This window comes from Marinibacterium sp. SX1, assembly GCF_050389775.1.
Classification (GTDB): domain Bacteria; phylum Pseudomonadota; class Alphaproteobacteria; order Rhodobacterales; family Rhodobacteraceae; genus Marinibacterium.
Map to the genome: position 1 here is coordinate 178,544 of NZ_CP177144.1, position 12,111 is coordinate 190,654.

The following is a 12,111-nucleotide window of genomic DNA, read 5'->3' on the forward strand; positions in this document are numbered from 1 at the left end:
GCCGGCCCGTCCGGGGCGGCCCCTCCCCTCTCCCAAGGATCCCAGCCCATGACCACCACCGTCATCCGCAACGCCGCCTACATCATTGCCTGGGACGAAGCCGCCCAGGGCCACAGCCTGCTGCGCAACGCTGACCTGGCCTTTGACGAGACCGGCATCCTGCAGGTCGGCGGCACCTGGGACGGGCCGGTGGACGACGAGATCGACGGCACCGACCGCATGGTCAGCCCCGGGCTGGTCGACATCCATTCCCATCCCTCTTCCGAAGCCATGAACAAGGGCATGCTGGACGAGCTGGGCTCGCCGGGCCTGCGCATGTCCTCGCTCTACGAGTTCATGCCGCTCTTCCGCCCCGACGGCCAGGGCACGCCCTTTGCCGTGAAGACCGCCTATTCCGAGCTGGCGCTCTCGGGCGTGACCACCCTGGTCGACCTGTCTGTCGCCTATCCCGAATGGCTGGCGCTGGCCGAGGCCTCGGGCCTGCGCGTGGTCGTCGCGCCGATGTACCGCTCGGCCCGCTGGTTCACCAGCACCGGCCATTCCGTCGAATACGACTGGGCCGAGGATGACGGCCGTGGCGCCATGCAGGTGGCCATGGACACGATCGAGGCCGCGCTGACCCATCCCTGCGGCCGGCTGTCGGCCATGGTTGCGCCGTCCCAGATCGACACCTGTTCGCCCGAGCTGATCCGCGACAGCCATGCCGAGGCCCGGGCCCGCGGGCTGAAGATGCAGATCCACGCCGCCCAGTCGATGGTCGAGTTCAACGAGATCACCACCCGCCATGGCATGACGCCCATCCAGTGGCTCGACAGCCTGGGCGTGCTGGACGACACCACGATCATCGGCCACGGCATCTTTCTCAACGACACCCATCCCTGGACAGCCTGGCCCGGATCGCGGGATTTCGAGATCCTCAAGGCCTCGGGCACGGCCGTGGCCCATTGCCCGACGGTGTTCCAGCGCCGCGGCGTGACGATGCATACCTTCGGCAAGTACATCCGCGACGGCATCCCGATGGGCATCGGCACCGATACCTATCCCCACAACATGCTCGAAGAGATCCGCCACGCCCTGATCAATTCGCGCATCACGTCCAAGGACGTCTACGACCTGCGCACCACCGATGCCTTCGACGCCGCGACCGTCGGCGGCGCGGCGATCCTGGGCCGCGACGATATCGGCAAGCTGGCCGTCGGGGCCAAGTCGGACCTCTTCATGGCCGACCTGCGCCATCCGGCCATGCGCCCGGTCCGCGACCCGCTGGCCTCGCTGATCTATGTCGCCGCCGAACGGGCGGTCACCGACACCTTTGTCGACGGCACGGCCCTGGTGCGCGACGGCAAGCTGCTGACCTTCGATCTCGACGCCGCCCTCGACGGGCTTGAAGCCGCCCAGCGGCGGGCCGAGGTCGAATTCCAGCAGCTCGATTTCCGCGACCGCACCCATGACCAGGCCGCGCCCATCAACTATGCCAAGGCAGAGACATGACCGAAGCTCCCCTCCTCGACGTCCGCGACCTGGCCATCGAATTCAAGACCGAAGGCGGCGTGTTCCGTGCCGTCGACGGCGTCAGCTTTTCGCTCGAACGGGGCAAGACCATCGGCATCGTCGGTGAATCGGGCTGCGGCAAGTCGGTCACCTCGCTGGGCATCATGGGCCTGATCCCCACGCCCCCGGGCCGCTATGCCGGCGGCCAGGTCCTGTTCGAAGGCCGCGACCTGCTGACCATGCCCGCCGGCGAGCGCCGGGCCCTGCGCGGCGGGCGGATGGGCATGGTCTTTCAGGAGCCGATGACCTCGCTCAACCCGGTCTACACGATCGGCGCCCAGATCATCGAATGCCTGCGCGCCCATGGCATGACCAACAAGCGCGAGGCCCGCGAACGGGCCATCGAACTGCTCGACCTGGTCCGCCTGCCCTCGCCGTCGAAACGGGTCGACGATTTCCCCCACCAGCTGTCCGGCGGCCAGCGCCAGAGGGTGATGATCGCCCTGGCCCTGGCCAACAATCCCGAGCTGCTGATCGCCGACGAGCCGACCACGGCCCTGGACGTCACCATCCAGGCCCAGATCCTCGATCTCATGCGCGACCTGTCCGACCGCACCGGGGCGGCCATCATGCTGATCACCCACGACCTGGGCGTCGTGGCCGAAACCTGCGACGACGTGGTTGTCATGTATGCCGGCAAGGTCGTCGAACGGGCCCCGGCCCGCGATCTCTTCGACGGGCCGATGCATCCCTATACCCTGGGCCTGATGGCCGCCGTGCCCCGGCTGGACACGGATGCCGACCGGCTCGAAACCATCCCGGGCGCCGTTCCTCCGCCCTGGGCCATGCCAGCGGGCTGCCGATTTGCCTCGCGCTGCCCGCTGGCAACGGACCATTGCCGCAATTCCCCCCCGCCCCTGCGCGAGATCGGCGAGAACCGCCTTGTCGCCTGCTGGAAAGCCCCGATCGAGGACATCGCCGCATGACCGACGCCGCCGCCACCGCACCCCGCCCCAATGTCCTCGAAGTTGCCGGGCTGACCAAGCATTTCCCCGTCGGCGGCGGGCTGTTCGGCCGCAAGAAGGGCGTGGTCCAGGCCGTGTCCGACGTCAGCTTTGCCGTGGCCGCCGGCGAGACCCTGGCCATCGTCGGCGAATCCGGCTGTGGCAAGTCGACCACCGGCCGGGCCCTGCTGCGCCTGCTGGAACCCTCGGCCGGCTCGGTCCGGCTGGACGGCGAAGAGGTCACCGACCTGCCCCCCCACCGCCTGCAGGCCCTGCGCCGCAACATGCAGATGGTGTTCCAGGATCCCTTCGGTTCGCTCAACCCGCGCATGACCGTGCGCGAAACGCTGATGGAACCGCTGCTGCTGCATGGTGTCGCCCATGGCGACCAGGCCCGCCAGGTCACCGCCCGGCTGCTGGAAACCGTCGGGCTTGCCGCCCATCACGCCGATCGCTACCCGCATGAATTCTCGGGCGGCCAGCGCCAGCGGATCTGCATCGCCCGGGCCATTGCCACCCGGCCCCGGCTGATCGTCTGCGACGAGCCGGTCTCGGCGCTGGATGTCTCGGTCCAGGCCCAGATCGTCAACCTGCTGCAGGACCTCCAGCGCGAGTTCGGCATGGCCTATGTCTTCATCTCGCATGACCTGTCGGTCGTGCGCCACATCGCCGATCGCGTGGCCGTCATGTACCTGGGCCGCATCGTCGAGGAAGCGCCCTCGGCCACGCTCTTTGCCGATCCGCGCCATCCCTATACCCGCGCCCTGATCGAGGCCGCGCCCCGGCCCGTGCCCGGCCTGCGCACCGCCACCGAACCGCCCGAGGGCGAGGCACCCTCGGCGCTTGATCCAGGGCCGGGCTGTGCCTTTGCCCCGCGCTGTCCGCTGGCCACAGATCTCTGCCGCACCACCCGGCCCGAGCTGCAGGCCACCGGGCCGCAGGCCCGCGTGGCCTGCCACCATGCCGAGACCCGGGCCGAGATGGTCTTTCCCCCGGCACCGGCGCAATCGCCCCAGCTGACCGCCCGCCTGGCCATCATGGCCCGCGCCCGGGCCGCCCAATCCGCCGCCTGAACGTGGCCGGACACCCGTAGGATGGGTCAATGACCCATCCTACCCGGGATGCGCCCGGTCAGACGGCCAGCATATCGCCGTAGTGGATCACGTCCTGGCTGCCGTCGTCATAGACCGTGGTCAGCGACACGGCCTCGCCGCTGTCGTCATAGACCGTGGTCTGCGTCGCCCAGCCGTAATCATCACCCCCGTCGATGCGCATCTGCTCGACGAGCGCGCCATCGGCATAGGTATTGACGATCTCCATGCCGCTGTCCTGGCCCGTGTGCCGTTCGACCAGCGCGCCATCCTCGTAGGTCTCGTCCTTCCAGGCCCAGGAAAACTCATCCGCCCCGTCGACCCAGAACTTGCGCTCGGCCTGGCCATCCGCGCCATAGAAAATATCCAGCGCCCGGCCGTCGTCATATTCGGTCGAGGACACGACCAGCTGGCCGTCGTCGAACTGGTTGTACCGCGTGTCCCAGTTGAAGGCATCCGCCCCGTCCTGCCAGAACTCGGTGGCCAGCACGCCCTTGTCATAGGTTGCATCCAGCAGCTTGCCGTCGTCATAGACCACGCTCGACGTCTGCAGCTTGCCTTTCTCGTAGCCCTGCACCTTTGTCTCCCAGCTGTAGATGTCGCCATCGTCGCTGAGCACCTTGTCGGTCAGCTTGCCGTTTTCATAGCTCTGCTGGAGGTGCAGCCCGGTGTCGAAGACCTTGTCGAGATATTCGATCTGGCCGGTCTCGTCGTAATACATGTCCTTCGACACCCAGTCGAAACTGTCGCCCGCATCCAGGTCGTGTTTCTCGGTGATCACCCCGTCGGTAAAGCCCACCGAGGTCAGGCGCCCGTCGTCATAGACCGTCTCGCGCCAGATCAGCTGGCCGTTGTCGTCGTAGATGCGGGTCTTCTCGTCCCAGCTGTACTGGTCCTTGGTGTCGTACTTGGTCTTGGTCGTGGTCATGGCCTGTTGGTCCCCGTCTCACGCGCCCGCCGCTTTTACGGCCGGGCCCGCCTGTCCTGCTCGTCGCTCTGAATTCCCTCAAATTGGGGCAAATTTGGGGCAATCCCTCGGCCATCGCCCGGCGTTGCTGGCCTCAGCCGCCCCGGCGTGTCCCGCCGGCCACGCCTGGCCCGCGCCGCCGGGTCCGGGACAGAGGCGATCCGGGCCGGAACCAGGGCTGCGCCGCAGTGAGTCAAACCGAACCGAACCGAACCGAACCGAACCGAACCGAACCGAACCGAACCGAACCGAACCGAACCGAACCGAACCGAACCGAACCGAACCGAACCGAACCGAACCGGCGTGCGGGCATGCCGGCGGCGGGTCAATCCCGCCACGCCACCGCTTGAGGCCCCACCATACCCCCGGCACGGGACAAAAAAGGCCCCGCCAGGCGAGGCGGGGCCAGGTGTCGTGCCTGCGTCAGGCCGCAGACACGGGCGGTGTCTCTTGCAATCGGGAAAGGCCCGGGGACGGCTGCGGCGCGGCCGCGCGCGCCCCGGGGCCGGATGGGATCAGTCGTGCATTTCCGAACGGATCTGCTGGCGCAGCACGTCGATGGGCACCGATTTGCCCTCGCGCTTGAAGCTCCAGTAGGTCCAGCCGTTGCAGCTGGGCGCGCCTTCCAGCGCGGCGCCGACCTGGTGGATCGAGCCCTTCACGTTCTCGGACACCAGCGTGCCGTCGGCCCGGATCTTGGCGATCTTGCCACGCGGGCTGGACAGCATCTCGCCGGGCGCAAGCAGACCGCGTTCGACCAGCTGGCCGAAGGGCACGCGCGGCTCCTGGCGCTTGCTGGTCGAGACCGACAGCGATTCCCGGTCGAACCGGCGCACCTTCGACAGGCGCTTTTCGGCGACCTTTCGATAGGCCTCTTCGCGCTCGATGCCGATGAAATCCCGCCCCAGCGCCTTGGCCACGGCACCCGTCGTGCCGGTGCCGAAGAACGGGTCGAGCACCACGTCGCCCGGGTTGGTCGTGCCGACCAGCACCCGGTGCAGCAGGGCCTCGGGCTTTTGCGTCGGATGGGCCTTGTCGCCCTTGTCGTCCTTCAGCCGCTCATGGCCGTTGCAGATCGGGATAACCCAGTCCGACCGCATCTGGACGCCTTCGTTCAGCGCCTTCAGCGCCTCGTAGTTGAAGGTGTATTTCGCGCCTTCGCCCCGCGACGCCCAGATCAGCGTCTCGTGGGCATTGGTGAACCGCTTGCCGCGGAAATTCGGCATCGGGTTCGACTTGCGCCAGACCACGTCGTTGAGAATCCAGAAGCCCTGGTTCTGCAGCTCGGCGCCGAGGCGGAAGACATTGTGATAGGATCCGATGACCCACAGCGCGCCGTCCGGCTTGAGCAGCCGCTTGGCCGCGGCCAGCCAGTCGCGGGTAAAGGCATCATAGGCCGCAAAGGACGAAAACTGATCCCAATGGTCATCCACGGCATCGACCCGGCTGTTGTCCGGCCGGTGCAGCTGGTTCTTCAGCTGAAGGTTGTAGGGCGGATCCGCGAAGATCAGATCAACCGAGCCTTCCGGCAGGCTGTTCATCACCTCGATGCAATCGCCCGCAAGTACGCTGTTCAACGGCAGCGCATCCATGCGCGTCGTCCTTGTCATCATCATATTGTCTGCCTCAATCACCGGCGCATTTTTGCGCTCATTGGTTGACGACAGGATGAGTCAAAGCCGAATCACGGTCAATTTATTTATTGGAGTCAAGAGGTTACAGTTTCTCTTGATACAAGATGTTGTGGACGGGCCGGAACGAACGCCTATGATGTGGGGTCACACCAAGATCTCGGAGCGCCTCGCGATGGGCCTTTGACGGGTAACCGGCGTTGGTTTCCCAGCCATAGCCCGGATGCTGTTGCGCCAAATCCACCATCACCCTGTCGCGCCAGGTCTTGGCCACGATCGACGCGGCGGCGATCGACAGGCTGCGCGCATCTCCGCCGATGACCGGCGAGGCCGGCATGCTCAACCCCTGCGGGACCCATTTGCCATCGACCAGCACGTGATCGGGCAGGATGTGCAACCCGGCCACGGCCCGTTCCATCGCCAGCAGGCTGGCCTGCAGGATGTTCATCTCGTCGATCTCGGCCACGCTGGCCTCGGCGACCGACACCTCGGCCACCTCGCGGATCTGGGCGGCCAGCCGGGCCCGGCGTTTCTTGCTCAGGGCCTTTGAATCGTTGAGCCCTTCGGGAATGGCGGCCGGGTCCAGCACCACGGCCGCGGCCACGACCGGGCCGGCCAGCGGGCCGCGGCCGACCTCGTCGGTGCCGGCCACGCGCAGGGCGCCGGCAGCATGCAGCCGGGTCTCGAAGGTGAAATCGGGGGTCGTACGGGTCTTGCGCATGGCCGCAGAACAACCCCGGCCGGGGCCGGGGCGCAAGGGCTATTGCCCGATCATCGCAAAGAACCGGGCGGCGGACCATGCGCCCGCCGGGCCGGGGCCGGGCTCAGCGCCAGCCGGCGCGGTAGCCGCGGGCCTGCAGGCAGGACGGGGCATAGCCGGTGTAAAGCCCCTGTTGCGTGGGCACCCGCACGGCACAGACATCGGGCAGCGCCTTGACCGACACCCGCGCCTGGCTGAGGCAGTTCTGCCCGTAGAGCGTCAGCGTGTCGCCCGGGCGGGAGACATCGCGCAGGCAATGGGCCGGCAGGGTGGCCCGGCCGACAGGCGCCTTGGCCCGATGATCGTGGCGGCCGTCCTTCCAGCCGTTCTTGTGCCACTGATGGGTCTGGCCGGGGTGGGTCGGATAGGCATGGCCGGGCTGGCGGGTCACGGGCTTGACCTTGTAGGCCTGCGAGGGCGCCGGCGCGTGGCTGTCCTTGCGGCTGTTGTTGGCGATGGCCGCGATCACGCCCAGGGCCACGGCACCGGCAACAACGGCGCCCGGGTCGATGGTCTGGGCCCGGGCCGGGGCGGCCATGGCGGTCAGGGTCAGCGCGGCCGAGGTGGCCAGGGCGGTAAGGATGCGGGGCATGTCAGGTCTCCTTCCTGATCTTTCGGTTGCACCGCCGGAAGACGTGCCCGGCGGCCTGGCCCCACCCTCGGCCCGGCCAGCGACATCAGGCAATAACACCCCCCTGTTATCGGATAACCGCCCCCGAAACCCCCTGTGGTTATTGAATTTCAACGCCGCTGGCCCCAGTCTGCGGCCATGACACGCATCATGCTCACATGCCTCCTGCTGGCCGCCCTGGCCCTGCCCGGCGCGGCCGCCGCGCAGGATTGCTTTGCCGATTACAAGGCCAAGCAGGACAACCCGCTCAAGCTGCATTACGGGGTCGCTCGGATCTCGGGCCAATGCAGCAAGGGCGCGGCCCAACAACAGCTGGCCCCCCGGCTGCAATCGCAGGGCTGGACCCTGCTGAACGTCGTTTCGGTCTTTGGACCCGAAGGGCTGGACAAGAGGAAGCCCAATGCCGGCGCCTATTACCTCCGCTTCTGAACCGCGGGCGGGCGGCGCCCGGATGGGCTGGCTGACGCGCATGACCGGCGGACGGATCGTGGCCAGCGGCATCGCGGCCATCGTCGCCCTGCTGGCCATCACGGCCTCGGTCCTGCTGATCACCCTGCCCGATGCCAATGCCTTCAACGCCCGGGTCGAACGGATCTTCATGGAAAACGACGGGCTGACCAGCCCGGCCGAGATCAAGCTGCTGGAAATCCTGGCCCAGTCGGGCACGGCCTTTGCCGACACGCTGACGTCCTATCGGATGGTCATCCTGGTCCTGCTGGTCTTTGCCGCCGCGATGCTGGTGGCCGCGCTGGTCTTCCTGGTGCTGCTGGTCGCGCTGAACCGGCGGATGGAACAGATCGAACGGGCCGGCATCCGGGTCAGCTCGCTGGTGGTCAGCCGCGAGGAAAATGTCGTCTATCTCAACGACATGGAATTCAAGCTGACGGCCGCAGCGATGGAAACCCTGGCCGTGCTGGCCGAGGCCCGGATGGATGACGACGTGCTGTCGGGGGCCGAGCTGGAAGCCGTGGTGTCCGGCCGCCAGGCCACCGATTGCGAAGAGGCCGCCGGGGCCACGCGGATCAAGCGATTGCGCGACGCGCTCGGCAACCAGATGGTTGCGGCGCTGCTGGTCAAGACCATCGCCCGGCGGGGCTACATGCTGGCCATCGACAAAGATGTGATCAAGATGGTGTGAACAAAGCCGAAACACGCTCTTGAAACCGGCCGGCCAGCCCCCATCTGCACCTGACCCAACAGGACAGGGGGACTGGCCCATGAACGTGCGCGCCAACATTTCCGCCACACTTTCCGACGCCCATTACGGAATCACCGTCGAGCCCCTGAAGGGCCGGGTGAGCGCGCTGCGCAATGGCAAGGTGCTGGCAACCAGCACCCGGGCCAAGGTGATGTACGAAACCCGCCTGCCTGCCGCGATCTATTTCCCGCGCGAGGATCTCGCGCTGTGCGCCTGCGCGCCGACCGACCTGCAAAGCTTCTGCCCGTTCAAGGGCACGGCCGAATATCTCGATGCGACCGTCGGCGGCGAGACCCTGAAGAACGCGGTCTGGAGCTATGCCCATGCCCTGCCCGAGGCCGCCGAGGTCGAAGGCTACGTGGCCTTCATGCCGGGCATCGCCACCGATTTCGACCTGGGCGAAAACCGCATCCACCCGCCGTCGGGCGGGGCGCTGACCGGGCCGATCGTCGATTGGCTGCTGCGCGAGGCCGCGCTGATCGACACGGCCGAGGACCTGCTGGCCAGCCTGGCCCAGCGGTTGCAGGACAACGGCATGGCCGTGTCGCGGCTGGCCGTCCTGGTCTGGTCGCTGCATCCGATGATTGCCGGCCGGCGCTACCTGTGGTCGCGCGAGACCGGCCAGGTCGATGTCATGGCCCCCAGCTACGACATCCACACCCACCCCGAATACCTGTCCAGCCCGCTGCGCCACGTGTCCAACGGGCTGGGTGGCGTGCGCCAGAAGATCGGCGCCGAACCGGGCGCCGGCAGCTTTCCGATCATCGAGGACCTGCGCGCCATGGGCGCGACCGATTACGTGGCCATGCCCCTGCGGTTCTCGGACGGGCGGATCAACGTGCTGACCCTGACCAGCGATCATCCCGACGGGTTTTCCACCGCCGATCTCGGCCTGATCTTCGAAATTTCGGCCGTGCTCAGCCGCTATCTCGAAGTCTTCACCCTGCAGGCCACGGCGCAATCGCTGCTGGAAACCTATGTCGGCAAGCGCACCGGCGCGCGGGTGCTGGGCGGCGAGATCCGGCGCGGCGACGGCGACGAGATCGACGCGGCGATCATGTTCTGCGACCTGCGGGAAAGCTCGCTACTCGAGGAACGGCTGGGCCGGGCCGATTACATCGAGCTGCTCAACGGGTTCTTCGACACGGTGTCGGCGCGGATCGTGGCCGAGGGCGGCGAAGTGCTGAAATTCATCGGGGATGCCGTGCTGGCCGTCTTTCCGGCCGGCGATGCCCCCGACCAGGCCCGCGCCCGGGCGCTGGCCGCGGCCCGGGCCATCGTGGCCGAGCTGGACGCGCCGGGGCCGCAGGCCGGGGGCCAAAGGCTGGATTGCGCCATCGGCGTGGCGTTCGGGCGGGTGACCTATGGCAATGTCGGTTCCCAGGAACGGCTGGATTTCACGGTGATCGGACAGCCGGCCAATATCGCCGCGCGCCTGGGCGATTACGGCAAGGGCGTGAACGAGCGCATCGTCGTGACCGAAGACATCGCCGGAGCCACGCCCGATGCCCGGCCGCTGGGCCCGCTACGGCTGCACAATGTCTCGCGGCCGGTGGTCAGCTTTGCCGTCGGCAGCGGCGAGGCCCTGCCCCTGCCGCCCGTCCTGGCCCTGCCCGAGATCCCCGCCGACCAGATGCGCGGCTGATCCCCCCGCCCCGGCCGTTTCCCGCCACGCCCGCCCGGCGTGGTCTTTCGCGTTTGGGCAGGCCGGTCAGTCGAGGTCGAAGAACCAGGGGATGAAGGTCCCGAAATCCTGCATGGTGACCAGACCGGGCGTCACGTCGAACACGGCCATCCGTCCGACCTTGTCGACCGGTTTCAGCAGGGTTTCGACCCGGCTGTATTTCCGCCGGGCATGGTAATCGTCGAACAGCAGCGTCAGCGGCTGCCGGGTCAGCGCCAGCGTGGCCAGGAAACAGGCCATCCGCATGCGCCCGTCCACCAGCACCGTGTCGGGCAGCCGGTCGCCATGGGTCTCCCAGACGCGTGTCGGATACAGGTAGAAATCGCGCATCCGGCTGTTGTCGCGCGGATAGCCCCATTCGGCGATCTGGCCCAGGTTGACCCACAAGACCTCTGTCAGCTCGGCCCGCTCGGGTTCGCGGGCCAGGGCATGGGCCACGCCATCGGCATAGGTCTCGTCGGTCTCGACCGACACGACGGGCCGGCCCAGCCGGGCGGCCAGCACCGTCGACCCGCCGCTGCCATATTCAAAGATCAGGTCCGAGGCCGCGTATCTTTCGCGGATAAAGGCCGCCTCGTCGCGGGGAAAGGTCAGGTGGAATTCGATGTCGCGCAGCGACCTGTCCTGGCCCTGCATGTAATCGGCCCGCGCCGCGTCAAGCAGGTCGTCCAGCCCGGCCAGCTCGGCCAGGGCCTGCATCTCGGCGCCCGTGGCCTCCTGCCAGCGCAGGATCGACCGGTCCCGGGCCTCGTTCCGGTTCCACTTGTGGTAAAATCGCGTGTTGCGCAGGGCCCTGTCGCCCATCAGCACCGACCGGCCGCGCTGGCGGGTCTTGCGCGTGAAGGTATGGGGATCGCCGACCATGTAGCGGTTGACCTGGGCCGGGGCAGCGGGATCGACATGGCCCGGCAGAAAGGCGAACTCGGCGCCGGAACCGGCCAGCCATTGCGCCACGCCCGGGGCAAAGGGGCCGGCGCTGGCCCAGTCGCGGCTGTCCAGCCCCTGGCCATCGGGCGCCAGGATCCGCGCGGCGTCGACGGGTGCCGCATCGGGGCCGCCGGGTGCCAGCTGGCACATTTGCAGTCCGGTCGACAGGCCCGGCGCATCCGCCCCCTTGCGGAATAGCATGCGGAACTTGGTTTCATGCAGGCCGGCATCGCAGCCGGTGTAATCGTCGCTGATGTACCGCCCGCGGAAATGCGGCTGGCCGGAATCGCCGAAGATCCGCCAGTTGATCAGCATGCCCAGCCGGTCGTCACCGTCCACAAGTGCCAGCAGGTCGGCCAGCCGCCCGTCGCCCGTGCGCACGTCGAGGAATTCGTCGACGCCCAGGAACAGCGCCCAATCGCCATCGGCCAGGATCGCCGGATCGCGGGAGAGCCCGGCCACGTGGGCCTGCAGGGCCCCGGCGCCCGGGGCTTCGACACGGTGATGGGCGATGATCCCCGCCGCGCTCAGCCGGTCGAGCATCTCGGGCGTCTGGTCGCGGGCATTGCCGGTGGCGATGACGATGCGCTCAAAGCCGATCGCCCGGTGATAGGCGATCCATTCCAGGAGGAACGGCGCATCGTTCTGCATTGCCGAGAACAGGACTGCTGCCATGTGATCCCCCCATGAACTCCGTCGTGCGGCCCTTTGCGGCCCCCTCCTGGCG

The 12,111-nt window shown here is 67.7% G+C and carries 11 protein-coding genes; 6 read left to right on the forward strand and 5 right to left on the reverse strand.

Annotation, left to right across the window (positions count from 1 at the left end; all coding sequences use genetic code 11):
• Window positions 1-48: 48 nt before the first annotated feature.
• From ACK3BB_RS00815 to ACK3BB_RS00825, 3 genes are read left to right on the forward strand one after another with little or no spacing between them, the layout of a single operon-like run.
• The gene (locus ACK3BB_RS00815; RefSeq protein ID WP_428926832.1) at window positions 49-1,491 is read left to right on the forward strand and encodes an amidohydrolase family protein; all 1,443 of its coding nucleotides are present in this window, start codon (window positions 49-51) and stop codon (window positions 1,489-1,491) included.
• Window positions 1,488-2,477 (forward strand): ABC transporter ATP-binding protein, encoded by a 990-nt coding sequence (locus ACK3BB_RS00820; protein ID WP_428926833.1) that lies wholly within the window; start codon window positions 1,488-1,490, stop codon window positions 2,475-2,477. Before ACK3BB_RS00815 ends, ACK3BB_RS00820 begins: the two co-directional genes overlap by 4 nt.
• Window positions 2,474-3,568 (forward strand): ABC transporter ATP-binding protein, encoded by a 1,095-nt coding sequence (locus ACK3BB_RS00825; protein WP_428926834.1) that lies wholly within the window; start codon window positions 2,474-2,476, stop codon window positions 3,566-3,568. Before ACK3BB_RS00820 ends, ACK3BB_RS00825 begins: the two co-directional genes overlap by 4 nt.
• Window positions 3,569-3,626: 58 nt before the next feature.
• Here ACK3BB_RS00825 and ACK3BB_RS00830 read toward each other — a convergent pair whose 3' ends face one another.
• The 4 genes from ACK3BB_RS00830 to ACK3BB_RS00845 all read right to left on the reverse strand — a co-directional run bounded on the left by ACK3BB_RS00830 (window position 3,627) and on the right by ACK3BB_RS00845 (window position 7,536).
• Window positions 3,627-4,514 carry a hypothetical protein gene (locus tag ACK3BB_RS00830; protein ID WP_428926835.1) on the reverse strand — a complete coding sequence of 296 codons (888 nt, stop codon included), beginning with the start codon at window positions 4,512-4,514 and terminating at the stop codon, window positions 3,627-3,629.
• Window positions 4,515-5,068: 554 nt separating this feature from the next.
• Window positions 5,069-6,163, reverse strand: coding sequence for a site-specific DNA-methyltransferase (locus ACK3BB_RS00835; protein WP_428928796.1), 1,095 nt, complete (start codon window positions 6,161-6,163; stop codon window positions 5,069-5,071).
• 106 nt (window positions 6,164-6,269) lie between these two features.
• A complete protein-coding gene (locus ACK3BB_RS00840; RefSeq protein ID WP_428926836.1) occupies window positions 6,270-6,905 on the reverse strand; it encodes a ribonuclease HII in 636 nt (211 codons plus the stop codon).
• A gap of 103 nt (window positions 6,906-7,008) precedes the next feature.
• Complete coding sequence (locus ACK3BB_RS00845) at window positions 7,009-7,536, reverse strand: hypothetical protein (RefSeq protein ID WP_428926837.1); 528 nt, start codon at window positions 7,534-7,536, stop codon at window positions 7,009-7,011.
• Between the two features lie 189 nt (window positions 7,537-7,725).
• On the opposite strand from ACK3BB_RS00845, the gene ACK3BB_RS00850 reads away from it, so the two are divergent.
• From ACK3BB_RS00850 to ACK3BB_RS00860, 3 genes are all read left to right on the forward strand, one after another.
• Window positions 7,726-8,004 (forward strand): hypothetical protein, encoded by a 279-nt coding sequence (locus ACK3BB_RS00850; RefSeq protein ID WP_428926838.1) that lies wholly within the window; start codon window positions 7,726-7,728, stop codon window positions 8,002-8,004.
• Complete coding sequence (locus ACK3BB_RS00855; protein WP_428926839.1) at window positions 7,976-8,713, forward strand: winged helix-turn-helix domain-containing protein; 738 nt, start codon at window positions 7,976-7,978, stop codon at window positions 8,711-8,713. The genes ACK3BB_RS00850 and ACK3BB_RS00855 overlap by 29 nt, the downstream gene beginning before the upstream one ends.
• 79 nt (window positions 8,714-8,792) lie before the next feature.
• Complete coding sequence (locus ACK3BB_RS00860) at window positions 8,793-10,418, forward strand: DUF427 domain-containing protein (protein WP_428926840.1); 1,626 nt, start codon at window positions 8,793-8,795, stop codon at window positions 10,416-10,418.
• A gap of 66 nt (window positions 10,419-10,484) precedes the next feature.
• Here the strand turns inward: ACK3BB_RS00860 and ACK3BB_RS00865 are convergent, their stop codons facing one another.
• A complete protein-coding gene (locus ACK3BB_RS00865) occupies window positions 10,485-12,059 on the reverse strand; it encodes a glycosyltransferase family 2 protein (RefSeq protein ID WP_428926841.1) in 1,575 nt (524 codons plus the stop codon).
• Window positions 12,060-12,111 lie beyond the last annotated feature (52 nt).

Bases quoted from the DNA above. Each gene is read 5' to 3' on its own strand.
- ACK3BB_RS00840 (WP_428926836.1), bottom strand. From the start codon at position 6,905: ATGCGCAAGACCCGTACGACCCCCGATTTCACCTTCGAGACCCGGCTG.
- ACK3BB_RS00850 (WP_428926838.1), top strand. From the start codon at position 7,726: ATGCTCACATGCCTCCTGCTGGCCGCCCTGGCCCTGCCCGGCGCGGCC.
- ACK3BB_RS00860 (WP_428926840.1), top strand. From the start codon at position 8,793: ATGAACGTGCGCGCCAACATTTCCGCCACACTTTCCGACGCCCATTAC.
- ACK3BB_RS00830 (WP_428926835.1), bottom strand. From the start codon at position 4,514: ATGACCACGACCAAGACCAAGTACGACACCAAGGACCAGTACAGCTGG.
- ACK3BB_RS00865 (WP_428926841.1), bottom strand. From the start codon at position 12,059: ATGGCAGCAGTCCTGTTCTCGGCAATGCAGAACGATGCGCCGTTCCTC.
- ACK3BB_RS00815 (WP_428926832.1), top strand. From the start codon at position 49: ATGACCACCACCGTCATCCGCAACGCCGCCTACATCATTGCCTGGGAC.
- ACK3BB_RS00820 (WP_428926833.1), top strand. From the start codon at position 1,488: ATGACCGAAGCTCCCCTCCTCGACGTCCGCGACCTGGCCATCGAATTC.
- ACK3BB_RS00845 (WP_428926837.1), bottom strand. From the start codon at position 7,536: ATGCCCCGCATCCTTACCGCCCTGGCCACCTCGGCCGCGCTGACCCTG.
- ACK3BB_RS00855 (WP_428926839.1), top strand. From the start codon at position 7,976: ATGCCGGCGCCTATTACCTCCGCTTCTGAACCGCGGGCGGGCGGCGCC.
- ACK3BB_RS00835 (WP_428928796.1), bottom strand. From the start codon at position 6,163: ATGACAAGGACGACGCGCATGGATGCGCTGCCGTTGAACAGCGTACTT.
- ACK3BB_RS00825 (WP_428926834.1), top strand. From the start codon at position 2,474: ATGACCGACGCCGCCGCCACCGCACCCCGCCCCAATGTCCTCGAAGTT.